At 60.4% G+C, this 23,516-nt stretch carries 22 protein-coding genes; 13 read left to right on the top strand and 9 right to left on the bottom strand.

Going from position 1 to position 23,516, the window contains the following annotated elements; translation table 11 throughout:
• The first annotated feature begins 40 nt into the window (after positions 1–40).
• The 3 genes from cysT to PL599_RS15905 are packed head-to-tail and all read left to right on the top strand — an operon-like array spanning position 41 to position 2,815.
• Complete coding sequence (cysT, locus tag PL599_RS15915; RefSeq protein ID WP_142912378.1) at positions 41–898, top strand: sulfate ABC transporter permease subunit CysT; 858 nt, start codon at positions 41–43, stop codon at positions 896–898.
• Positions 891–1,763 (top strand): sulfate ABC transporter permease subunit CysW, encoded by an 873-nt coding sequence (gene cysW / locus PL599_RS15910; RefSeq protein WP_269824453.1) that lies wholly within the window; start codon positions 891–893, stop codon positions 1,761–1,763. Before cysT ends, cysW begins: the two co-directional genes overlap by 8 nt.
• An 11-nt stretch (positions 1,764–1,774) precedes the next feature.
• Entirely contained in the window at positions 1,775–2,815 is a 1,041-nt protein-coding gene (locus PL599_RS15905; RefSeq protein WP_269824452.1) for a sulfate/molybdate ABC transporter ATP-binding protein, read from the top strand.
• 451 nt (positions 2,816–3,266) lie between these two features.
• On the opposite strand, the gene PL599_RS15900 is transcribed toward PL599_RS15905, so the two are convergent.
• The 3 genes from PL599_RS15900 to PL599_RS15890 form a co-directional block, all read right to left on the bottom strand.
• A complete protein-coding gene (locus tag PL599_RS15900; RefSeq protein ID WP_269824451.1) occupies positions 3,267–4,280 on the bottom strand; it encodes an NAD(P)H-quinone oxidoreductase in 1,014 nt (337 codons plus the stop codon).
• 88 nt (positions 4,281–4,368) lie between these two features.
• Complete coding sequence (locus PL599_RS15895) at positions 4,369–6,171, bottom strand: GGDEF domain-containing protein (protein ID WP_142912380.1); 1,803 nt, start codon at positions 6,169–6,171, stop codon at positions 4,369–4,371.
• Positions 6,172–6,354: 183 nt separating this feature from the next.
• Positions 6,355–6,591 carry a ribbon-helix-helix domain-containing protein gene (locus tag PL599_RS15890; protein ID WP_077982768.1) on the bottom strand — a complete coding sequence of 79 codons (237 nt, stop codon included), beginning with the start codon at positions 6,589–6,591 and terminating at the stop codon, positions 6,355–6,357.
• Positions 6,592–6,954: 363 nt separating this feature from the next.
• On the opposite strand from PL599_RS15890, the gene betI reads away from it, so the two are divergent.
• The 3 genes from betI to betA all read left to right on the top strand — a co-directional run bounded on the left by betI (position 6,955) and on the right by betA (position 10,937).
• Entirely contained in the window at positions 6,955–7,575 is a 621-nt protein-coding gene (betI, locus tag PL599_RS15885) for a transcriptional regulator BetI (RefSeq protein WP_077983026.1), read from the top strand.
• Between the two features lie 11 nt (positions 7,576–7,586).
• Positions 7,587–9,068, top strand: coding sequence for a betaine-aldehyde dehydrogenase (betB, locus tag PL599_RS15880; RefSeq protein ID WP_269824449.1), 1,482 nt, complete (start codon positions 7,587–7,589; stop codon positions 9,066–9,068).
• 219 nt (positions 9,069–9,287) lie between these two features.
• The gene (gene betA, locus PL599_RS15875) at positions 9,288–10,937 is read left to right on the top strand and encodes a choline dehydrogenase (protein WP_269824448.1); all 1,650 of its coding nucleotides are present in this window, start codon (positions 9,288–9,290) and stop codon (positions 10,935–10,937) included.
• 3 nt (positions 10,938–10,940) lie between these two features.
• Here betA and PL599_RS15870 read toward each other — a convergent pair whose 3' ends face one another.
• Complete coding sequence (locus PL599_RS15870) at positions 10,941–11,240, bottom strand: type II toxin-antitoxin system RelE/ParE family toxin (protein WP_142912383.1); 300 nt, start codon at positions 11,238–11,240, stop codon at positions 10,941–10,943.
• Complete coding sequence (locus PL599_RS15865; protein WP_142912384.1) at positions 11,237–11,509, bottom strand: YlcI/YnfO family protein; 273 nt, start codon at positions 11,507–11,509, stop codon at positions 11,237–11,239. Before PL599_RS15865 ends, PL599_RS15870 begins: the two co-directional genes overlap by 4 nt.
• Before the next feature lie 140 nt (positions 11,510–11,649).
• On the opposite strand from PL599_RS15865, the gene PL599_RS15860 reads away from it, so the two are divergent.
• Positions 11,650–12,993, top strand: coding sequence for a chloride channel protein (locus PL599_RS15860; RefSeq protein WP_191216974.1), 1,344 nt, complete (start codon positions 11,650–11,652; stop codon positions 12,991–12,993).
• A gap of 4 nt (positions 12,994–12,997) precedes the next feature.
• Here PL599_RS15860 and PL599_RS15855 read toward each other — a convergent pair whose 3' ends face one another.
• Positions 12,998–13,750 carry a DUF3750 domain-containing protein gene (locus PL599_RS15855; RefSeq protein WP_162520405.1) on the bottom strand — a complete coding sequence of 251 codons (753 nt, stop codon included), beginning with the start codon at positions 13,748–13,750 and terminating at the stop codon, positions 12,998–13,000.
• 73 nt (positions 13,751–13,823) lie between these two features.
• Between PL599_RS15855 and PL599_RS15850 the strand changes: the two genes are divergently transcribed.
• The gene (locus PL599_RS15850; RefSeq protein ID WP_269824447.1) at positions 13,824–14,822 is read left to right on the top strand and encodes an asparaginase; all 999 of its coding nucleotides are present in this window, start codon (positions 13,824–13,826) and stop codon (positions 14,820–14,822) included.
• A gap of 134 nt (positions 14,823–14,956) precedes the next feature.
• A complete protein-coding gene (locus PL599_RS15845) occupies positions 14,957–15,577 on the top strand; it encodes a glutathione S-transferase family protein (RefSeq protein ID WP_077982763.1) in 621 nt (206 codons plus the stop codon).
• 140 nt (positions 15,578–15,717) lie between these two features.
• Here the strand turns inward: PL599_RS15845 and PL599_RS15840 are convergent, their stop codons facing one another.
• Positions 15,718–16,377, bottom strand: coding sequence for a glutathione S-transferase family protein (locus PL599_RS15840; RefSeq protein ID WP_142912387.1), 660 nt, complete (start codon positions 16,375–16,377; stop codon positions 15,718–15,720).
• Between the two features lie 82 nt (positions 16,378–16,459).
• Positions 16,460–16,975: a MarR family winged helix-turn-helix transcriptional regulator gene (locus tag PL599_RS15835; RefSeq protein ID WP_077982761.1), complete on the bottom strand. Its 516-nt coding sequence runs from the start codon at positions 16,973–16,975 to the stop codon at positions 16,460–16,462.
• A gap of 140 nt (positions 16,976–17,115) precedes the next feature.
• Between PL599_RS15835 and PL599_RS15830 the strand changes: the two genes are divergently transcribed.
• The 4 genes from PL599_RS15830 to PL599_RS15815 all read left to right on the top strand — a co-directional run bounded on the left by PL599_RS15830 (position 17,116) and on the right by PL599_RS15815 (position 22,648).
• Positions 17,116–18,645: an MDR family MFS transporter gene (locus tag PL599_RS15830; protein WP_269824446.1), complete on the top strand. Its 1,530-nt coding sequence runs from the start codon at positions 17,116–17,118 to the stop codon at positions 18,643–18,645.
• A gap of 227 nt (positions 18,646–18,872) precedes the next feature.
• Positions 18,873–19,883 (top strand): ligase-associated DNA damage response exonuclease, encoded by a 1,011-nt coding sequence (locus PL599_RS15825; RefSeq protein ID WP_269824459.1) that lies wholly within the window; start codon positions 18,873–18,875, stop codon positions 19,881–19,883.
• Position 19,884: 1 nt separating this feature from the next.
• Positions 19,885–21,510, top strand: coding sequence for a cisplatin damage response ATP-dependent DNA ligase (locus PL599_RS15820; RefSeq protein ID WP_269824445.1), 1,626 nt, complete (start codon positions 19,885–19,887; stop codon positions 21,508–21,510).
• Between the two features lie 172 nt (positions 21,511–21,682).
• The gene (locus PL599_RS15815) at positions 21,683–22,648 is read left to right on the top strand and encodes an alpha/beta hydrolase family protein (protein ID WP_269824444.1); all 966 of its coding nucleotides are present in this window, start codon (positions 21,683–21,685) and stop codon (positions 22,646–22,648) included.
• A gap of 34 nt (positions 22,649–22,682) precedes the next feature.
• Here the strand turns inward: PL599_RS15815 and PL599_RS15810 are convergent, their stop codons facing one another.
• Positions 22,683–23,465 (bottom strand): glycosyltransferase family 32 protein, encoded by a 783-nt coding sequence (locus tag PL599_RS15810; protein WP_162520407.1) that lies wholly within the window; start codon positions 23,463–23,465, stop codon positions 22,683–22,685.
• Positions 23,466–23,516 lie beyond the last annotated feature (51 nt).

Raw genomic sequence — 23,516 nt, 5'->3', positions numbered from 1 at the left:
TCCTGAAAATAAAATAGAACAAAGTTTATCCGGAGCCTTGATGAGCAATAATACATCCGGAAACAGGTGGAAATGGCGGCAGTCGAGCGTCATACCGGGCTTCGGCCTGACGTTTGGTTACACCGTGACCTATCTGTTTCTCATCATTCTTATTCCGCTGGGCGGTCTCATATGGTCCACGGCGAAACTCGGTTTTTCAGATTTCATTGCAATCGCCACGGATAGCCGCACGCTGAATGCGCTGCGTGTCAGTTTCGGCACGGCATTTCTTGCCGCGCTGGTCAACGCCGTCTTCGGCGTCATCGTCGCCTGGGTGCTGACGCGATATCGCTTCCCCGGCCGCCGCTTTGTGGACGCCATCGTCGATCTGCCCTTCGCCCTGCCGACGGCGGTGGCGGGCATCGCGCTCACCACGCTATATGCTAACAGAGGCTGGGTCGGCTCGCTGTTCGAACCCTTCGGCATCAAGATCGCCTTTACGCCGACCGGCATCGTCATTGCGCTGATCTTCATCGGTCTGCCCTTCGTGGTCCGCACCGTGCAGCCTGTCATGGAGGAGATCGACCGGCAGGTGGAAGAGGTGGCGGCAACGCTTGGCGCCAATCGTTTTCAGACTATCAGCCGCGTTCTTTTGCCGAGCCTCACGCCCGCCATCCTCACGGGTTTCGCGCTCGCCTTTGCGCGCGGCGTTGGGGAATACGGCTCGGTCATCTTCATCGCCGGCAATATTCCCTACGTCTCGGAAATCGCGCCGCTCCTCATAGTCATCCGGCTGGAGGAGTTCAATTATGCGGCCGCGACGGGCATCGCCACCATCATGCTGATCATCTCCTTCGCCATGCTGTTCCTCATCAATCTCATTCAGGCCTGGAGCCGAAGGAGGTACGGTTATGTCTGAGACCGTTTCCCGCACATCCCCCCGGCCGTTCCGCGATCCCGCCAGCGAGAGCCTTCCCGCCCGGCTGGCGTTGATTGCGATAGCGTTCCTGTTCCTTGCGGCCTTTCTGGTTCTGCCGCTGATATCGGTCTTCTTCGAAGCCTTCCGCAAGGGCGCAGACGCCTTCTGGGAGGCGATTGTCGAACCCGACGCACTCTCCGCCATCCGCTTGACGCTGCTCGTCGCGGCCATTTCCGTGCCGGTGAACCTGATCTTCGGGGTGATGGCCGCCTGGGCGATCGCGAAATTCGAGTTCAAGGGCAAGGCGTTCCTGATCACGCTGATCGACTTGCCGTTCTCGATCTCGCCGGTGATCTCAGGTCTGGTCTATGTCATCCTGTTCTCGTCCCATAGCGTGCTCGGGCCATGGCTGAAGAGCTACGGCATAGAAATCCTCTTCGCCGTGCCCGGCATCGTGCTCGCCACCATCTTCGTCACCTTTCCCTTCGTCGCGCGCGAACTTATCCCGTTGATGCAGGATCAGGGCAATGGTGACGAGGAGGCGGCGATTTCGCTCGGCGCCTCCGGCTGGCAGACCTTCTGGTACGTCACGCTTCCCAATATCAAATGGGGTCTGCTCTACGGCGTTCTGCTCTGCAACGCCCGCGCCATGGGGGAGTTCGGCGCCGTCTCTGTGGTGTCGGGTCATATTCGCGGCGAGACCAACACCATGCCGCTGCATGTCGAGATACTCTATAATGAGTACAATATCGGCGCGGCCTTTGCTGTGGCGACGCTGCTCGCCGGTCTGGCGCTGGTGACGCTCGTTCTCAAAACCATTCTCGAACTACGCTTTGGCGCGGGCAACGCAGCCGGCAAGCATTGAAAGGCATCTTCATGGAAGTGAAAGTCTCCGGCATCACCAAGCAGTTCGACCGCTTTCCGGCGCTGAACGACGTGTCGCTCGACATTCGTTCCGGCGAGCTGATCGCGCTGCTCGGTCCTTCCGGTTCCGGCAAGACGACGCTTTTGCGTCTTATCGCCGGTCTCGATCAGCCGACGACCGGCCAGATTTTCTTCGGCGACGAGGATGCCTCGCACCGCACGGTGCAGGAGCGCAATGTCGGTTTCGTGTTCCAGCATTACGCCCTGTTCCGCCACATGACGGTGGCCGACAATATCGCCTTCGGTCTCAAGGTCCGCCCCTCCGCCACGCGTCCGCCGAATGCGGAAATCCGCAGGCGCGTCTCCGAACTTCTCGATATGGTGCATCTCTCCGGCCTTGAGAAGCGTTACCCATCGCAGCTTTCCGGCGGTCAGCGTCAGCGCGTGGCGCTCGCCCGCGCCGTCGCCATCGAGCCGAAGGTCCTGCTGCTCGACGAGCCCTTCGGCGCGCTGGACGCCAAGGTGCGCAAGGAGCTGCGCCGCTGGCTGCGCGAGTTCCACGACCGTACCGGCCACACCACTGTCTTCGTCACCCACGATCAGGAAGAGGCGCTGGAACTGGCTGACCGCGTCGTCGTCATGAGTCAGGGCAAGATCGAGCAGGTCGGCACGGCGGATGATGTCTATGACACGCCCAACTCCCCCTTCGTCTTCTCCTTCATCGGCGAATCCTCCAACCTGCCGGTGGCGATCCGCGACGGCCACGTGCTGTTCCAGGGCGAAAGCATCGGCATCGACGGGAACGGCACAGGCGAGGGCGAGCTTTTCTTCCGTCCGGAAGATGTAGTGTTGACTGAGGAGAAGGACGCGCTTTACGGCAAGGTCACCACCTGTCGCCGCCTCGCGGGCGCCCGCATCGCCGAAATCGACATCGCCAATAACGGCCACGAGCCCTATCACCTCGAAATCGAAGTGCCGCTTAACGCCGCCGTGGCCGTGGGCGCGCAACTGCGCTTCCGCCCGACGCGGTGGAAGGTGTTCGGGAAGAAATAAGGGAGACGTGACCGCAGTTGATGGTCGATGATTTGTCGCTTTCTAACGCGCGCCACATTTACTCCGATTCCACTTTACACCGCAGTTGAAACCATCAATGGTTTCAACTGCGGTGAACTGCGATGTGATTAAGGAGGTTTTCTCGTCGCGAGAGAACCGCACCGGCACTCGAGGCGCAGATCTCCCCAATACTCAAAGCAATACGCAGAAACGGAAAAGGGCCGCCGAAGCGACCCTTCCATGAGTTTGGTCCTGTTTACAGACCCGGGACTGTTTCTCAACGTTCCGAAGGCAGAAGAGGCTTACAACGAGGGCTGCCCCGTCGCAAAACCACCCTTTCCATTGCCTGCACCAGAGACCGAAATCTCACTAGACATTGGATCACCTCCTTCCGATACGTTGAACATGACTAGAAGGTAGTACGATTCGTCAGTAATGCAAGAGGCACTCGTCACGACACCTTCATCACGATCTTGCCGATATGGCTGCTGCTTTCCATCAGCCGGTGCGCTTCCGTGACCTCGTCCAAGGTGAACACCCGGTTGATCACGGGTGCAACCTTTCCGTTTTCGATGAGCGGCCAGACCTCTCCGACAAGCTCGTCGCGGATGGCGCGCTTCTCGTCGGCGGTGCGGGGCCGCATGGTCGAGCCGGTGACGGTCAGGCGTTTGACCATGATCGGCCGCAGGTCGACTTTTTCGGCTGTCGCACCACCCAGAAAGGCGATGATGGAGAGGCAACCGTCCTTAGCGAGTGCGGAAAGGTTCTTTTCGAAATAGGCCGCGCCGATCATGTCGAGAACGACATCGACGCCCTTGCCGCCGGTTTCGGATTTCACGACCTCGGCGAAATCCTCCTCGCGGTAATTGATCGCGCGCTTAGCGCCGAGCTTCACGCAGGCCTCGCATTTTTCCGCTGAGCCCGCCGTTGTATAAACCTCCGCGCCAAAGGCTTTCGCAAGCTGGATCGCCGTCGTGCCGATGCCGCTGGTGCCGCCGTGGATAAGCACGGTTTCACCCTCCGTCAGGCCCGCCATCTGGAAGAGATTGGCCCAGACGGTGAAGAAGGTTTCCGGTAGCGCGGCCGCTTTGACGGCATCGTAGCCCTTGGGGAAGGGCAGGGCTTGCCCGGCGGGAACGGCGCAAAATTCGGCGTAACCGCCGCCATTGGCGAGCGCGCAGACCTTGTCGCCCAACTTGAATTCGGTGACGCCGTCACCCAGCGCAACCACCTCGCCGGCGATTTCCAGCCCGAGAATCGGGCTTGCACCTTTTGGCGGCGGATAGATGCCCTGTCTTTGCGCGACGTCGGGACGGTTGACCCCAGCCGCCTCGACCTTCACCAATATCTCCCCCTTGGCGGGTTTCGGTAAAGGCGCTTTTGAAGACTGCATCACTTCCGGGCCGCCATGGGACGGCAGGTCGATGAAGCGCATTATTTCGGGCAGGGTCTTGGTGTCGGACATGGGCAGGGGCAACTCCTCACTTGTCGGCCTCACCCGAAGATGTAGGTCAGATGTGCGTTCGTGGGAAGAAGGCCGTTGGTCGCGAGTGTCAATTTGTCTCGCCGAATACCCTGACGACGAGACCGCCTTCGTTTTCCTTGGCGGCCGCCTTCACACCGGCAATCTCGCTGCCGATTCGTTCGGGATTGGCGATGATCGACCCTTTCGGCAAAGTGAGGACACCGATGGAACAGCGCAGCAGCGCAAAGTCCCGTTCATCGCCGTTGCGGTCCTGCCCCTTCATGCATCCGGCAGCACGGTCTTCGTCGGAATAAAGCCCGGCGACATCGTCGTGGAAATCGCTGAGCAGCCGCTCGAGGATTTCCGTCAATTCCTCCACAGACCAGTCACGCACGCCGATGAAAAAATCGTCGCCGCCAATATGACCAAGGAAGCAGTCGCCAGCGAAGAAGTAACGCCGCATCAGCGCTGAAAACAGGGTGATGGCGTGGTCACCGGCGTTGAAACCGTATTTGTCGTTGAAGGGTTTGAAATTATCGAAGTCGCAATAGCAGAAGAAGCGCGTCTCGTCGCCGTCGCTGCAGCGGTCGGTAATGAAGCCGCCAATCGCGCGGTTGCCGGGCAGCGCCGTCAGCGGGTTCTGGTCCTGCGCCATCTTCAGCTGTTTTTCATTGATGACCTTGATGAGCGAAGCGGCGGAAACGATGCCGGCATAACGCATGTTTTCTGTGAGGATGATGCAGGCGCTGCCGCCCATGCTGGCGAACATGTTCATCAACTGGTCCGCGTCGGCATCGAGGCCGACGATCGGTGCGGGGTCGACGAAATGGGAAATGGTGCGCTCATAAATCTTGTTCTTGAGCAGATCGCGGCCAAAGGGCCGGTAGATATATTCCTTGAGGTGATATTCGTTGATGACGCCGCGCGGTTCGCCATTGGCGTTGAGAACCGGGAAGAAGGCCTGCTGCGGATTTCTGCGGAACAGCTCGAAGACGCTATCGACGCTGTCATGTTCGAATACGGTGGGAAGGCGTTCTATTTCCCGGCGGATAAGAATCTCGTCCAGCGTCTGGCTGTTGCGCCGCGCCACGCCCATGCGGTTGAGGTGCGGAAAACTTTCGGGCAATTCGCTGGTGAAGACCGTCGGTCTGGCGATCAGCCAGCCCTGCACCAGATCGACGCCGAATTCGCGGCAGGTCAAAAACTCCGCCTCGGTTTCGATACCTTCCGCAATGACCCTGACGCCGAGAATATGAGCGATATTGACGATGTTGCGCACAAGGTGCTGCTTGCGCGGCAATTGGTCGACACCGGTGATGAAATGCCGGTCGATCTTCAGGTAATCCAGCGGGAAGTCGCAGAGCAGCTTCATCTCTCCATGGCCGGCGCCGAAATCGTCGATCGCCAGCTTGAAGCCTTCCTTGCGCATGCGGGCGATCAGCGCCGTGAATTCCGGCACGCTGGTATTGTCGAAACGTTCGGAAAGCTCGAAGCAGATCGAGGAGGCCGGTATGCCCGCCCGCGCCAGATAGCCGACGAGCTTGTCCAAAATGGCGTCGCCATGCGGGATCAGCCGCACATCGAGGTTGAGAAACAGGGTGGCGGAGGAGAAGTCGGGCAGCGTGGAGAATTTCGCGAGCGCGCGGCTTGCCAGCATCTGCTCGAAGGCCTTCAACTCGCCATCTGCGGCAGCCTGGTCGAGAAGCGCCAGCGGACTCGAAAAACCGAGCCGGTCATGGCCGCGCATCAGCGATTCATAACCGAAGATCGTGCCTGTCGTCGCCTCGACAATCGGCTGAAACGCCGTTTCAAGCACCAGTTTCGCCATGGGAAACATATGCCCGGAGGCAAAACGCCTTATGACATCGTTCTCCAGCGTGACGGCCTGCATTTCTATTTCTCCGCTGTTGCCGGTCCTTTTGGTGGCGCGCCGTATGGAATGCGCCATCGGGAACCCGTCTCTTTTGCGGCGAACAATCGCAGATTACAGGTCAACAAAAGCTTTCACGACTGTGAAGCTTTGATGAACGTTTTGTTACAACCCTTTCAATATGGAAGGTTGTTACGCCGGGCCTTATGCCCGGCGGATATGCCCGGTGTGTGCGGCATAAAGTTCCGCAACATTCATGCGTTCCCGGTCCGCTTCGACAGGTTCGGTCGACGTTGCGCCGACGCCATGTTCGGCGGAGGCAGCCCATAGTCTCAGCGCTGCCCTGACGACCTCGCTGCCGGATGCGTAAGCGCCGCAATTCACGGCCTCGCGCATTCTTGCTGCCTGTTCCGGGGAAATCGACACTGTCACCATTGGCATGATATCACTCCCTTCTTTAAACACTGCGAACGGTCTTTCGATGTATGGGATCGGGTGCCGTCGTGGTCTATGGCGGGCGTTTTTATCGTCTTTCGTCTGGCGCCGCTTCCAGCGAAATTTATATCGTCATCAATATTAGCACGAAACGCGTTCCATTCCCAATTCGCAGTAAATCACGGTTTAGTTTTTCCCGCGTGAGCCGGGCGGCGGCGTGGCTCGCCATGCTGGGCGGATAAGCGGCAACCTAAAGCTCCCCGGCGGCGGAAAATATGATCTATCGCAAATCAGCGACAAAAAATGGCGCGTTTTTTATTGATTGATTGATCAATCAAGAATATTTTGCCCGCCATCAAGGAGACGCTTATGCCCAAGATCGGAATGGAGCCTTTGCGCCGCAAGGCGCTGGTGGATGCGGCACTGCGCACCATAGGTCACCATGGTTCGCTGAATGTGACAATGTCCGACATCGCCCGGGAAGCGGGCGTGTCGGCGGCCCTTGCGCATCATTATTTCGGCAGCAAGCAGCAGCTGCTTCTGGAAACCATTCGCAGCCTGCTGCGCGATCTGAGGCGTGATGCCGTGGCGGCATTGATCCGCGCCTCCGGTCCGCGCGAAAAGCTGAGCGCCATCGTGCATGTCTCCTTCCAGAGCGACCAGTTCACGCCGGAAACGGTGGCGGCGTGGCTTGCCTTTTATGTCGAGGCGCAGCGCTCGGAAGAAACCCGCCGCCTGCTGGTCCTTTATTCCCGCCGCCTGCGCTCCAACCTCATGGCGAGCCTCAACCGGCTCTGCCCGCCCGATGATGCCGCGCGCATTGCGGAAGGGGCGGCGGCGCTGATCGACGGGCTTTATATCAGGCACAGCCTGCGTTCCGCGCCGCTCGGCCTCGCTTCCGCGCCGGCGCTCGTCGAGGACTATTTCGACACGCAGCTCAAATCTTTTCCCGATGGACAGCGCGCCAAGCCGTCCGTCCGTATTCTCTAGGAGACTTCGACATGACCATCGCCACGCCGCTCAGGGCGCAGCCGAAAGCCTCGCATTTCATCGACGGCGATTATGTCGAAGATAATACCGGCACGCCGTTCGACAGCGTCTTTCCCGCAACCGGTGAGATCATCGCCCGGCTTCACGCAGCAACGCCGGCGATTGTCGAGCGTGCCATCGCCTCGGCCAAGCGCGCCCAAAAGGAATGGGCGGCGATGAGCCCCATGGCGCGCGGCCGCATCCTCAAACGCGCCGCCGATATCATGCGCGAACGCAACGATGCGCTTTCCACGCTGGAAACGCTGGATACCGGCAAACCCATTCAGGAAACCATCGTCGCCGACCCGACCTCGGGTGCGGATGCCTTCGAATTTTTCGGCGGCATCGCGCCTTCGGCTCTGAATGGCGATTACATCCCCCTCGGTGGCGATTTCGCCTATACCAAGCGCGTGCCGCTCGGCGTCTGCGTTGGCATTGGCGCGTGGAACTATCCGCAGCAGATCGCCTGCTGGAAGGCCGCGCCTGCGCTGGTCGCCGGCAACGCCATGGTCTTCAAGCCCTCGGAAAACACCCCGCTTGGCGCCTTGAAGATCGCCGAAATCCTCATCGAAGCCGGTCTGCCAAAGGGCCTGTTCAACGTCATTCAGGGGGATCGTGATACCGGGCCGCTGCTCGTCAACCACCCGGATGTCGCCAAGGTTTCGCTCACCGGCTCAGTCCCGACCGGCCGCAAGGTGGCTGCCGCCGCCGCCGGGCATCTGAAACATGTGACGATGGAACTCGGCGGCAAGTCGCCGATGATCGTTTTCGACGACGCCGATATTGAAAGCGCCGTCGGTGGGGCCATGCTCGGCAACTTCTATTCCTCCGGCCAGGTCTGCTCCAATGGCACGCGTGTCTTCGTGCAGAAAAAGGCAAAGGCCCGTTTCCTCGAAAACCTGAAAAGCCGCACGGAAGCAATGATCCTCGGCGATCCCCTCGATTACGCCACCCATCTCGGCCCGCTGGTCTCCAAGGCCCAGCAGGAGAAAGTGCTTTCCTATATCGAAAAGGGCAAGGCGGAAGGCGCGATCCTCATCACCGGCGGCGGCATTCCCAACAATGTCGCGGGCGAGGGCGCCTATGTTCAGCCGACCGTGTTTGCCGATGTGACCGACGACATGACCATTGCCCGTGAAGAAATCTTCGGCCCAGTCATGTGCGTGCTGGATTTTGACGACGAAGAAGAGGTTCTCGCCCGCGCCAACGCCACCGAGTTCGGCCTCGCCGGCGGCGTCTTCACCGCTGATCTCGCCCGCGCTCACCGTGTGGTGGATCAGCTGGAGGCGGGGACGCTGTGGATCAACACGTACAATCTCTGCCCGGTGGAAATTCCCTTCGGCGGCTCGAAACAATCCGGCTTCGGACGCGAGAATTCGGCGGCGGCGCTGGAGCATTATAGCGAGTTGAAGACGGTTTACGTGAGCACGGGGAAGGTGGACGCGCCTTATTGATGGGGCGGTGCCTGTGGCTTCACCCCCCTCTGCCCTGCCGGGCATCTCCCCCTCAAGGGGGAAAATCGGCAAGCGGCGCCACCACCACTTCATTCGCTAACGTTGAGATGGGCGCGACCTCGCCGCAGATCGATCTCCCCCCTTGAGGGGGAGATGTCCGGCAGGACAGAGGGGGGGTGAAGCCACAGGCGCAGATGTTCATTCTGGAGATGTTTCGAAATGCAAGCAGATTACGTCATCGTCGGCTCCGGTTCCGCAGGCTCCGCCATCGCCTATCGCCTGTCGGAAGATGGCCGCTATTCCGTCATCGTCGTCGAGGCCGGCGGTTCCGATTTCGGCCCCTTCATCCAGATGCCGGCAGCACTTGCCTGGCCGATGAGCATGAAGCGCTACAATTGGGGTTATCTCTCGGAGCCTGAGCCGAGGCTGAACAATCGCCGCATCACCGCCCCGCGTGGAAAAGTCATCGGCGGCTCGTCCTCCATCAACGGCCTTGTTTACGTGCGCGGCCATGCGGAGGATTTCAATCGCTGGGAAGAGCTTGGCGCGCATGGCTGGGCCTATGCGGATGTGCTGCCTTATTTCAAGCGCATGGAGCACAGCCATGGCGGTGAGGAGGGCTGGCGTGGTACGGAAGGGCCGCTGCATGTACAGCGCGGGCCGGTCAACAATCCGCTGTTTCACGCTTTCATTCAGGCCGGCGCGCAGGCCGGTTTTGAACTGACCGATGACTATAACGGCTCCAAGCAGGAAGGTTTCGGCCTGATGGAGCAGACGATCCACAATGGTCGCCGCTGGTCCGCCGCCAACGCCTATCTGAAACCGGCGCTGAAGCGCGGCAACGTCACGCTGGTCAATGGTTTTGCCCGCAAGATCGTCATCGAGAATGGCCGTGCCGTGGGTGTCGAGATCGAGCGAAGGGGCGTGGTGGAAACCATCAAGGCCGGTCGTGAAGTCATCGTGTCCGCATCCTCCTTCAATTCGCCGAAACTGCTGATGTTGTCGGGCATCGGCCCTGCCGCGCATCTGAAAGACATGGGCATCGAGGTAAAGGCGGATCGTCCCGGTGTCGGCGCCAATCTTCAGGACCATATGGAGTTTTATTTCCAGCAGGTCTCCACCAAGCCGGTCTCGCTTTATTCATGGTTGCCATGGTTCTGGCAGGGCGTGGCCGGTGCGCAATGGCTGCTGTCGAAAGGCGGGCTCGGCGCCTCCAACCAGTTCGAGGCCTGCGCCTTCCTGCGCTCCGCGCCCGACCTGAAACAGCCTGATATCCAATATCATTTTCTGCCCGTCGCGATTTCGTATGACGGCAAGGCGGCAGCGAAAAGCCATGGTTTCCAGGCGCATGTGGGTTACAACCTGTCGAAATCGCGCGGCAATGTCACGCTTCGCTCCGCCGATCCGACGGATGATCCGGTCATTCGTTTCAACTATATGAGCCATCCCGAAGACTGGGAAAAATTCCGCCATTGCGTGCGCCTGACGCGGGAAATCTTTGGCCAGAAAGCATTCGACGAATTCCGTGGCCCGGAAATCCAGCCGGGTGAGAATATCGAGACCGACGAGCAGATCGATGCCTTTCTGCGAGAACATCTGGAAAGCGCCTATCACCCCTGCGGCACATGCCGGATGGGCGACAGGAACGATCCGATGGCGGTGGTCGATCCCGAGTGCCGCGTGATCGGCGTCGAAGGACTGCGCGTTGCCGACAGCTCGATCTTCCCGCACGTGACCTACGGCAACCTCAACGGCCCCTCGATCATGACGGGCGAAAAAGCCGCTGATCATATTCTCGGCAAAACCCCGCTGCCCCGCTCCAATCAGGAGCCGTGGGCGAACCCGCGTGCGGCTGTCAGCGATCGGTGAGGGTCAATGATAGTCATCCTCGCGCTGGTGGCGAACGGCGGCTATTGTGACGGTTTCCGGGCTGTCGATGCGAAACAGCACGATATAGCCTGATGAACCGAAAGGTATGAGGAGTTCGCGTATCAGGCTGTTGTCAGGGGATGCCTTGCGGCAGCTGAACGGGAAGTCGGTCAAAATCTCGAGGCCCGCCCTGACAGCGCGGATCGCCTTGTCCGCGACATCGATATCGTAAACAATCAGAAAATCATAAATGCGATCAAAGTCATCTAACGCTTCCTGGGTATAGCGAAGCGAATATGTCATTTGCGCTTTGCAGCCTTTGCCGCATCGAGCTTCCGTTCCATCATCGAGAGGACATCGTCGGTCGTATAGTACACGCCTGTTCGTTCAGCCTCTTCTAGCGAAGCCAAGCCCCGCGCAATGAACTCCGCCTGCGATTTACGGATTTCTACCTGCCGTCGTACGGAATCTTCAACGAAAGAGGAGAGCGTCTCGCCATCCTTCAGCACGCTTTCCGCTGCTTCGCGAAAATCGGCCGTCACCCGCAGCGAGGGAAGTGTCGCCGTTTTCATGTTGCATCTCCTTGCGTTGCAATTGCGATGCACAACTTGACCCGGCTGGATGGAATTGTCAAATGCAAAACTTGCAATCACCGTCCGGGAGGCCGATAACGAACACCCGCCTTGAACACCAATTACCGATCCGGATTGCCATGCCCGCCGATTACAAGAAGCTGAAGATGCTCCGCCGTTCCCGTGTTGTCTGGGGCTCATGGCGGGTGTGGAGGCCGAGGGCGGTTTTCTGGATAGGTGCGATTGCGGTTGGCCTTATCAGCGTCGGGTTTGCGTGGGCGGCGGATCGGGCCCAGCACCTTTTCTTCGCGGCAACCTCATCGGGGGAATGGGCGTTTCTGCTGCCGCTCATCATCACGCCGCTCGGCTTCACGCTCTGCGCCTGGCTCGCGATCACGGTTTTTCCCAATGCCGGCGGTAGCGGCATTCCGCAGGCCATCGCTGCGCGGCACCTGCGGGAAGATGCGGACCGTTCGCGGCTTCTGTCGCTGAAGCTCGCTTTCGGCAAGGTGGTGCTGACGGTCGCCGGTCTGCTCTCCGGCGCGTCCATAGGCCGTGAAGGCCCGACCGTTCAGGTTGGCGCTTCGATCATGCTGCAGGCAGCCCGTTGGGGCGGCATGGCGCAGGCGAAGGGCCTCATTCTCGCCGGTTCGGCGGCAGGCATTGCGGCGGCCTTCAACACGCCGCTTGCGGGCATCGTCTTCGCCATCGAGGAAATGAGCAAGACCTATGAATCCCGCGCCAATGGTCTGGTTCTCACTGCCGTCATCCTGTCGGGCCTTGCCTCGCTGGCTCTGGTCGGCAGCTATACCTATTTCGGCACCAGTTCAGTCATGGCGAAAACGACGATGGACTGGCTGCTGGTGCTCGTCTGCGGTGTCGGCGGTGGTGCATTTGGCGCTCTTTTCAGCTCTGGCGCCCTGCGCCTATCTGCGCGCATCCGCCGTTTCGCCCAGACCATGCCGTTAAAGCGGATGCTGGCAGTGGCGGCGGTCTGCGGCCTTGCCTCCGCGGCAATCGGAATAGTGTCTGGAGGCGCCACCTTCGGAACCGGTTACGAACAGGCGCGCGCCGCAATCGAGGGCGAGGCCGCGCCTACCTTCTTCTTCATCGAAAAACTGGCGGCGACGTTCCTTGCCATGATCTCGGGCATTCCCGGCGGCATTTTCGCGCCGTCCTTGTCCGTGGGCGCGGGTTTCGGCAGCACCATGGCCACCTTGCTCGGCACCAGCATCGGCCTTGGCGCCATCGTCGGCATGGCGGGTTATTTTGCGGGCGTGGTGCAGGCGCCGATGACGGCCTTTGTCATTATCCTTGAAATGACTGGCAATCATGAAGGCGTCATGCCCATCATGGCCGCATCGATGCTGGGATATCTGACATCGCGGCTTTTCTCCCGCGAGCCGCTTTATCATGGCCTGTCGCGGGTCTTCATCGCCCAGAGCATCCGCGCCCGACGCGCCGCTCAGGCCAGCGAAACGTAACCGTTTACGCGCGGATGCCCGCCACGCCGAAATAACCGAGCCCCGGTATCTTTACGCCGGGCCGGCTGAAATCGATGCCGGCGACAAGGCCGAGAAAATTCACCTCGAGACCGCTGCGGGCACCCGCCGAAACGCCGAACAGGCCGCCAAGCGAAACGCTTACATCCTTCCAGTCGTCGGCGATGTGGTAAAACGCGCCGTCCGGCAGATAATCGCGACCGACCGCATCCGGCGGCAGCACGACGCCGAGTTCCGGCACGCTGCGCAGCACATGGGCGACGAAGGTGTTGGAGTTGGGGCCGGGATAGATGCGATAGCCGCCCGGCTTGCCGTAGGGATAGTCGGCAATCGCCTTTTCGATCTTCGGGATCAGCTTTTCCGCTTCCGCGCCGTGAATGGCCACCACCTGACGCGGCATGTTGGAATACCAGTAGGCATCCGCCGCATAACCATTGTGGCGGATCGGCGTGCCCCAGCCCACCTTGTCATAACGGTCATAATTTGTGGCGTCCGGCTTTTTCAGCACGACCCAGGCATGGCTGGCGACCGAGCCCTTGAAACCGCCGGTCATGGCGGAAAAGACGTAGACGGCGGCTTCTCTGTTGCTGGATGCGGCCGGCAGCATGCCGGAGGACGACCATCTCGCGGCGTTCCAGCCGCGCGGATGGTCCTTCATGGCCCACAGGCCGGCCGATGCCAGCGCGGGAAGCAGATAGATAACGGCAATCGCCAGCAGCAGACGTTTTGCAAATTTCACTGATAGCCCCGTGCATCGAAAAATCAATTGCGGTATCAACCACATGAAATCAGAATTTTTTGAGGCCGCAAAAATGAACAATTCCGTTACCGTCGAAGTCACCAGGGGTAATCTGGTCGAAAGCCGCCATCATGGCCTCGCCGTGGTGGTGGATGGCGATGGCGGCGTGCTGTTTTCGGCTGGCGATATTGAGCGCGGCATCTTTCCGCGTTCCGCCTGCAAGGCCATGCAGGCGCTGCCGCTGGTGGAAAGCGGTGCTGCGGATGTCTATCAGTTCGGCAGCCGCGAACTCGCACTTGCCTGTTCCTCCCATTCCGGCGAGGACGCGCATGTGGAACTCGCCGCTTCGATGCTGGCGAAGGCGGGCAGGGACGTGGATACGCTGGAATGCGGCGCGCATTGGTCTTCCGACCAGAAAACCATCATCCATCAGGCCCGCACGCTGGAAAAGCCGACGGCGCTTCACAATAATTGCTCCGGCAAACATTCCGGTTTCATCTGCGCCTGTTGCCACGCCGGCACTGACCCTGAGGGCTATGTCGGTTACGATCATCCGCTGCAGCGGGAAATCCGCGCCACGATGGCAAGCCTGACGGGTGCTACTCTCGGCCATGACAATTGCGGCGTGGACGGCTGCTCCATCCCCACCTATGCCGTGCCGCTCAAGGGGCTGGCCCATGGTTTCGCGAAAATGGCGACGGGCAGGGGGCTGGAACCGGGCCGTGCGAAAGCCTCGCGTCGTCTCATCGAGGCCTGCATGGCTGAACCCTTTTACGTGGCGGGCACTGGCCGCGCCTGCACGAAGCTGATGCAGATCGCGCCGGGAAAAATCTTCGCAAAGACCGGCGCGGAGGGCGTCTTCATCGCCGCCCTGCCGGCAAAGGGCATCGCCATGGCGGTGAAATGCGAAGACGGCACGACGCGTGCGGCAGAAGCCATGGTTTCGGCATTGCTCGCCCGCCATTTCGATGAAGGCAGCGCCGAACAACAGGCGCTGAGCGGCATGGCGAACCGACAGATGCGCAACTGGAACGGCATCCATGTCGGCGATGTCAGGGTCGTCGGTCTCTAAATAACCTTTGACGCGGCCGTTTGCCGGCACGATGATGGTGCGCCCTGCGTGTGACGGCTATCCCTTGGTCGCCGCGGGTCGGCGTCCGTACGAGGAAGAAACGGGCGCTTCATTGCTTTGGAGGTCGCATACCCATGTTCACACTGTTTTTTTCTCCCGGTTCCTGTTCCCGCGCCAGCCATATCGTGCTTGAGGAATCCGGCCTGCCTTACAAGGCCCACCGCGTCAATTTTGCGGAAGGCGAGCAACGCTCCGAGGCATTTTTAAAGATCAATCCCAAGGGCCGCGTGCCGGCGCTGGCAACGGCAAGCGGCGTGCTGACGGAGACGCCCGCCATCCTCGCCTTCATCGCCCAGATGGCGCCTGAAAAGAAACTCGCGCCACTCGACGATCCCTTCGAATTCGCGTTGATGCAGTCCTTCAACTCCTTCATTTCTTCGACGGTGCATGTCGCCCATGCCCACGGCCGGCGGGGCAGCCGCTGGGCGAATGAGGAAAGTTCGCTGGCCGATATGAAGGCGAAAGTGCCGCAGACCATGGGCGAGTGCTTCGAACTGATCGAACACGGCATGCTACACGGCCCATGGGTTCTGGGCACCGCTTATTCGGTTGCCGATCCCTATCTTTTCGTCATGTCCGGCTGGCTGGAAAGCGACGGCGTGGATATTGCCCGCTTCCCGAAGGTGCACGACCATTTCCGCCGCATGAACGACCGGCCGGCGGTGCAGCGGGCGCTTGCGGGCGAGAGGGGTTAATAGTTACTGTCGTCATCCTCGGGCTTGTCCCGAGGATCTGCAACGTATTGATTTTATTTGACGTGGTTGGATCCTCGGGACAAGCCCGAGGATGGCGTTGAGTACGGAGGGACGTCTCCAGTCCGCGCCCAAAGCTCGTGTCAAGCCGCCTCGGCGGCCCGGCTGTCCCACATGGTCTTGAACGCCGTGCGGGCCTGGCAACGATCCAGCCAGGCTTTCAGCGCCGGATGGGCATCGAACAGCGGTTTGTGGCCCTGCGCGTAACGAACGATTTCCGCCGCGTTGAGATCGGCCACGGTGAAACGGTCTCCCACCAGATGATCATGGGTGGCGAGATGCTGTTCCAGCACCCGGAAGGGGCGCTTCAGCAGGCGGGCGGCGACGTCGATAACAGCCTTACCAGTATCGCTTTCCGACAGGCCCTCGGCGATGGCGGAGGAAATCTTCAGCGAATTCGTCTCGATTTCGGTGGCGGCGAAGAAGGACCATTGCAGCATCGCCGCATCTTCCTTCAGATCGACCGGCGCAAGCGGTCCGCCATATTTGCGGGCAAGGTAGAGATTGATGGCCATGGATTCGTAAAGCACCATGCCGTCATCCTCAATGCAGGGAATGGTGCCCATCGGGTTGACGGCGAGAAATGCGGGAGACAGCGTGTTGAGCGGCGCATCCGCAGCCAGCGGATCGGCAAGGCGGCGGGCCTGTATGACGGGCACATGCTTGAATTCTATGCCCAGTTCACCCGCGAGCCACAACGTGCGCGTGGCGCGGGAACGGTAGACACCGTAAATCGTCAACATCGAAATTACCCTTTGACCAGTTCGATGCGCCGCACGTTACGGTTTCGTCGCTTTAAAGTGAAGTTGCAGATCCCCGTGCCAACTATGATTTTTTCTGATCCGCGAATAAGTCCGTATCCGGTGACAGGCGATATTCGAAACGGTCGATAAAGCGTTCGAACAGGCGGGCGAATGTCTCCACATCCTCCGCCGGCCAGCCATCCATCACGTCCTCGATGACGCTCATCTTGGTCCGGCGCATTTCCTGCAAAAGGCTGGTGCCGAGCGGCGTAATCTCGACAATGCTGCGGCGGCCGTCTTCCTGGGAAACGCTGCGTTTCAGCAGGCCGCGTCCCACCATATCCGCCACCACCCGGCTACCGCGTGAGGGATCGATGCGCATGCCCTCGGCAATCGCACCCACGGTAACATCGCCTTCGGTGCGGCGCAGAATGTCGAGAACGTCTATATGGGAGAGTTCAAGACCCGGAGCGAGCTTGGCAAGCGCCATGCGGCCGATGATGCGGCGGCCGATCATGATGCGCATGCGCGTCATCGTATTGCCGATCCGCTTGATGTCCTCGGGCAGATCCTCGTTCCAGTTTTCCTCGCTCGCCACGCTTTGCCGTTCCTTTCATTGCCAGTTCGCGATCACATTTAGCGCGAATAACATGGATGTCAAAAACTTGCCATTGACATATATGTGCTGATAGCACACAAATTGCCGTAGCAAAACCGCCGTAGCCAACGAGATTTTTCATGGATATGTCCACCGCCCCCGTGGCGCCGCTTGTGTCGGATCATCGGCGCAGGCTCATCGTCTTTCTGTTCCTGATGCTGGCCATGTTCATGGCAACTCTCGATAACCAGATCGTATCGACAGCGCTTCCCACCATTGTCGGTGAATTCGGCGCACTGGAGCGTTTCGGCTGGATCGGCTCGGCCTATCTGCTGGCGACCAGTGCTGTCATGCCTGTCTATGGCAAGCTCGGCGATCTGTTCGGCCGCAAATATGTGATGATCGCGGCGGTCGTCATCTTCACGCTGGGTTCGCTGGCCTGCGGGCTGGCATGGTCGATGGACAGCCTGATTGCCGCCCGCGTGTTGCAGGGGCTTGGCGGCGGCGGCATCATGGTCTCGATCTTTTCCGTCAATGCAGATCTGTTCGAGCCGCGTGAACGCGCCCGCTACCAGAGCTATTCCAGCCTCACCATCATGGCGTCAGGCAGTGTCGGCCCGATCCTCGGCGGTACGATGAGCGACCTGTTCGGCTGGCGGTCAATCTTCCTCATTAACCTGCCGCTCGGCATCATCGTCATTGCAGGGCTGGCATTGATGCTGCCTTACCGCCGCCCGGCGCGCCAGCCGAAGATCGATTATCTCGGCGCGGTCCTTTTGGCGGCCACCATTGCCAGCGTGGTCTTCTGGGCTGACAGCAGCGAATTGTTCGGCTCGCTCATCGCAGCCCCCAGTCTCGGCATTATCGCGTTTGCCGTCATCGCCGCTTTTCTCTGGGTGCAGGTGGAACGCCGCGCGCCGGAACCGGTGGTGCCGCTCAGGCTCTTCAAGGACAGCACCTTTCCGCTCTTGATGATCGTCTCGCTGACCAGCGGCGGCATCGGCATCGGCATGGTCAATTATTATGCCCTGTTCCTGCAGACCACCACCGGGCTTTCGCCTTCCCATGCCGGCCTGTTCTTCATCGCCGTCACCGGCGGCATCGTCATGGGCTCGCTTTCGGCCGGACGGCTGATTTCGATCACCGGCGTCTACAAGCCCTTCTCTGTGGCGGGTCTTACCATCAACGTCATCGCCATGCTGCTCTTCACGCAGATGCATGCCGGAACGCCGCTTTGGGTGATTGCGGTCCTCATGTTGGCACAAGGCTTTGCTGTCGGGCTCGGCCAGCAGGCGCCGATCATCGGCGTGCAAAATTCCGCGCCCAAGGCGGATATCGGCGCGGCGAGCGGCGCGGTGACGCTGACCCGCATGGGCGGTGCTGCCATTGCCATTTCTGTCTATGGCGCCATCGTGTCCTCGAGCCTGAAAGGCATCGCGGTCAATATTCCCGGTGTCGGCAAGATCGAGGAACTGACGCCGAAAATCCTCTCCGAACTCCCCGCCGCCTCACAGGCCGCCGTCGCCGCGCTCTACTCGGATGCGTTTACGCCGCTGTTCTTCGCGGCCGCCGCAACCGCCGCCATCGGCCTTGCCGCGGCGCTGATGCTGAAGCCGGTGCGGCTACCGGCGGCGGTTGAGGCGAAGCCGGCCGAAGGGGCGGGGGAGTAAAGGCCGTCACGCAATACGGTTCGATGGGATTGATGCGCCTTGTTCACGTTGCTCACCATACCCTCATCCCTGTGACGAGCGCAGAATGAGGGAAAGGACGGGCCGTGCAATGTGTTTCACCATCACGGTCCTACACAACAAAAACACCGCCGCTGGAAATTTAATGCACGTTCCGCGTTATGCTCGCAGCACTTTAGATTCGCGCGGGCGGCACTATCTCAATGAATATGAAGCCGGAACAGCTGTTGAATTCCACGCCCAAGGGCCTTTATTGCCCGGCGGGTGATTTTTATATCGATCCCGTCCGCCCGGTGGCGCGGGCGCTCATCACCCACGGTCATTCCGACCACGCCCGCGCCGGCCATGGCGCGGTGCTGGCCACGCGCCAGACGCTGGATATAATGCGCATCCGTTATGGCGAGGATCTCTGCGGCAGCGAGCAGGCGGTCGCATTCGGCGAAAGGGTGGAGGTAAACGGCGTTACCGTCGGTTTCCATCCAGCAGGCCATGTGCTGGGTTCGGCGCAAATCTCCGTGGAAATGAACGGGATGCGCATCGTCGCCTCGGGAGACTACAAGCGCGGCGTGGACCCCACCTGCGCGCCCTTCGAGACGGTGCCTTGCGATGTCTTCATCACAGAGGCCACCTTCGGCCTGCCGGTGTTTCATCATCCGCTGCCGCGCGTGGAAACGGCCAAGCTGCTCACCTCCATCAAACAGTTTCCCGACCGCACCCACCTCGTCGGGGCCTATTCGCTTGGCAAGGCGCAGCGCGTCATCCGTCTGCTCCGCGACAACGGTTATTCCGATCCCATTTATATTCACGGCGCGCTGGCACGGCTGTGTGATTATTACGTCTCGCAGGGCATCGATCTCGGCGATCTGCGCCCCGCGACGCTCGAAAAAAGCGATCCCTCCGCCTTCAAGGGCGCGATCGTCGTCGGCCCGCCCTCCGCCTTTCAGGAACGCTGGGCACGGCGCTTCAACGAACCGCTGGTCGCCTTCGCGTCCGGCTGGATGATGGTGCGGCAGAGGGCGAAGCAGGGCGGAGTAGAGCTGCCACTGGTGATCTCCGACCATTGCGACTGGCCGGAACTGCTGGAGACGATCAAGGAAATTTCCCCACAGGCCGTCTGGGTCACCCATGGCCGTGAGGAGGCGCTGGTACGCTGGTGTCAATTGCAGGGTATTGCCGCCAAGCCGCTGCATCTTGTCGGTTACGAGGATGAGGGGGACTGAGATGAAAGCCTTCGCCACGCTGCTCGACCGTCTCGTTCTCACCCCGTCGCGCAACGGCAAACTGAAGCTGCTCACCGATTATTTCCGCGATACGCCCGATCCCGACCGGGGTTACGGTCTGGCGGCGATTGCCGGCACGCTGGACCTCAAGAGCGTCAAGCCGGCCATGCTGCGCGAACTGGTCATGGAGCGGATGGACGAGGTGCTGTTTAGTTATTCCTATGATTATGTCGGCGATCTTGCCGAGACCATCTCGCTGGTCTGGGGCAATATCGGTGGCGCGGATGACGCCGAGGCGCAGGACCCGCGCCTCGGAGAGGTCGTAACGTTGATGAATTCGCTGGGGCGTACCGAGGTGCGCGGCGCGGTGCGCGACCTCTTGGATCGGCTCGATACGTCCTCGCGTTTCGCTTTCCTCAAACTCGCAACCGGCAGCCTGCGCATCGGCGTTTCGGCGCGGCTGGCACGGCAGGCGCTGGCGGATTTTGCCGGCAAAGACATCACCGAGATCGAAACCCTCTGGCACGGGCTGACGCCGCCCTATACGCCGCTTTTCGCGTGGCTTGAGGGGAAGTCCGGGCGGCCGGTTCTGGCGACGCCCGCGATTTTCCATTCGGTCATGCTGGCGACGCCGGTTTCCGATGGCGATCTCGATGCGCTGGACCCGGCCGACTATGCCGCCGAATGGAAATGGGACGGTATTCGCGTGCAATTGTCCCGCGCCGGCGCCACGCGAAAACTCTATTCCCGCTCCGGCGACGATATCTCCGCCGCCTTTCCCGATGTTCTGGAGGCAATCGATTTCGAAGGCGTGATGGATGGCGAATTGCTGATTGGGGGCACGTCGCGCTCCAACAATCTCACCCGCACCTTTTCCGACTTGCAGCAGCGGCTGAACCGCAAGACGGTGACTGCGAAGATGCTGGATGATTATCCAGCCTTCATTCGCGCCTATGACCTGCTGTTCGAGGGCGAGAACGATATTCGCGCCGAAAGCTACATGGAGCGCCGCGGCCGCCTCTCGGATATTATCGAGCACGCGCCGCATGATCGCTTCGACCTCTCGCCGCTGATTGGCTTTTCCAGCTGGCAGGAACTCGATACGCTTCGTGCCGCACCGCCCGATCCTGTGATCGAGGGCGTCATGATCAAGCGCCGTGACAGCACCTACCAGGCCGGGCGCGCCAAGGGCCCCTGGTTCAAGTGGAAACGCGATCCTTATAATATCGACGCCGTCATGATGTATGCCCAGCGTGGCCACGGCAAAAGATCGAGCTATTATTCCGATTTCACCTTTGGCGTCTGGGCGGAAGGCGAGGATGGCGAACAGCTGGTGCCGGTCGGAAAGGCCTATTTCGGTTTCACCGATGCGGAGCTGGAGGTGCTGGACAAATTCGTGCGCGACAACACCGTCGAGCGTTTCGGCCCGGTGCGGGCGGTGCGCGCGACGCCGGATTTCGGTTTCGTGCTGGAGGTGGCCTTCGAAGGCATCAACCGCTCCACCCGCCACAAATCCGGCGTGGCCATGCGCTTCCCGCGCATTTCGCGGCTTCGCGCCGACAAGGTGCCGGCGGAGGCGGACAGGCTCTCGACTCTGGTGGCGATGATCGACGGCGTGGAAGGGTAAAGGCGCCTTGACCGTCCCTCATCCCCCGTGGCAGGCGCAGGAACGGAGAGACGCTGTCCCGAAATTGCCATGATGGCTGCGAATACATTGTTGTCATTCGCGAATCCGTGATTGGACAGCCTCCAGCCGCAGTGTTGAACTGCTCTAGTAACCATCCCCCGCAGGTGACCATATGGCAGACAAACGCTTTCTTTCCCAAGCCTTCGGACAGGAAAAGAGCGGCGCCATCTCGCCGGGCCTGACGCGGCGAAGCCTTGTGGCCGGCGCCATGGGGCTGTCAGCGTCCGCATTTTTACCACCCCGTGCGAAAGCGGGCATTGCTGCGCCAGAGGTGCTGCCGCTGGAGCGGCAGGATTATGCGGTGGCGCGTCGGCATTTCCACACCCATCTCCTGCGAAAAATGCCGGCACCGGAAAAATCTTCCGCGCTCGGCACGCCGCCCGGGGCGACACGGATCACCTATCCGGGCGGGCCGGACGGTTCCATTGCGCTTGCCGCGTGGCTCTCCCGCTACCAGCCCTCAAAAACGCTAAAGCCCGCCGTTCTTTTCCTCCACGGCGGCAACGCCACCGGGGACGGCCATTGGGCGCTGATGAAGCCCTATTGGGAAGCGGGCTATGTCGTGCTTCTGCCATCCTTCCGTGGTGAAAACGGCCAGAGCGGCAATTATTCCGGCTTTTACGACGAAACGACGGATGCGCTGGCCGCCGCCGCCTATCTGGAAAATCTTCCCGGCATCGACAGAAACCGCTTCTTCATCGCCGGCCATTCCAATGGCGGCACGCTGACGCTTCTGGCCGCGATGAGCCGGACGTTTCGCGCCGCAGCACCCATCTCCGCCGGCGTCAGTTCCTGGCGTTATTTCAACCGCTATAGCGACGAGATCTGTTTCGACGAGACCGACGAGCGCGAATTCATCATGCGCTCCTCCGTCTGTTTCGGCCCCAGCCTCAAATGTCCGGCGCTGCTTTTGCGGGGCACGGAGGAACGGCCTTTCGATGCCGATCACCAGCTTTTCGTGGATCGCGCCCTGACATCGGGTTTCAAGGTCGACAAAACGCTCTTGCCCGGCACCCATAATGGTGTTGTTCCGCATGCGGTCGAGGAAAGCATCCGCTTTTTCAACAGTTTCGCCTGAGGCGCCAGTTTCGCCTCCAGCAGAAAGGCCGCCGCTAGTTTTTGACGATTGCGGTTTTGGCCTGCTCCGCCCACCATGCGCCGTCCTTCTTGTCGGCATATTGGGCGCGCTTGTTGGTGAACTGCCCCTGGGTACACATTTCGCGGTAATTGCGGACAGGCAGGCCCAGTTCCTTGACGACGGCATGCACCACCGTCGGGCCGGTCATGTCATAGACGCTGACGAGCGTCCCGTCTTCGATATTCTGGGCAATACGATCGGCTATCAGCCTGAGCGCCGGGTGGCCGGGTTTTGATGCCATGAAGTAATTTGTGATTTCGCCGTCTTTCATGGCAATGAAAACGGCTTCTTCATCCGTGCCGATCACATCTTCCGGGCGAGCCGCAAAATTGGAATCGATATCGAGATAGATGCCGCCTTCCTGCAGAAGCACCAGAATACGCCAGAAATCGGCCTTGGCGGCGCCCACCTGCAGGCGGCGGAAGGCATCGGCGTAACGTCCGGGAAAATGCCGGTCGATATAGGCCTGGCACGCCTCGTCATCATGATAGCGATATTCGAATTCCGGCGTCAGCCAACGGTTGAACAGGAAATTCGCATAGATCGGCGTCGTTACCCGGTTGGAGTAATTGGTCTGCCAGATGATGCGGGGAATGGCTTTTTCCGATTTCGGGCTGCGCCTGGCGGGCCGATACTGCGGAAGCGTTTTTCTTCTGCCGGGCCGCAAAAACAGATCAATGGAGAAAATAACCTTCACGATATTGCCGCCGATTTTGATCGCGCGATACGCAATGCGGTTATAGCCAGTCTTTGCCAATGTCAGCGCTCCTGCGCGTGGAATCGTTTGTCACGCGCGTGGAAAACGGCG

This window comes from Agrobacterium sp. ST15.16.055 (assembly GCF_027956555.1).
In the GTDB taxonomy this organism is placed as follows: domain Bacteria; phylum Pseudomonadota; class Alphaproteobacteria; order Rhizobiales; family Rhizobiaceae; genus Agrobacterium; species Agrobacterium salinitolerans.
The sequence above is the reverse complement of the archived record's forward strand: the minus strand, read 5'-3'. Positions and strand labels throughout refer to the sequence as shown.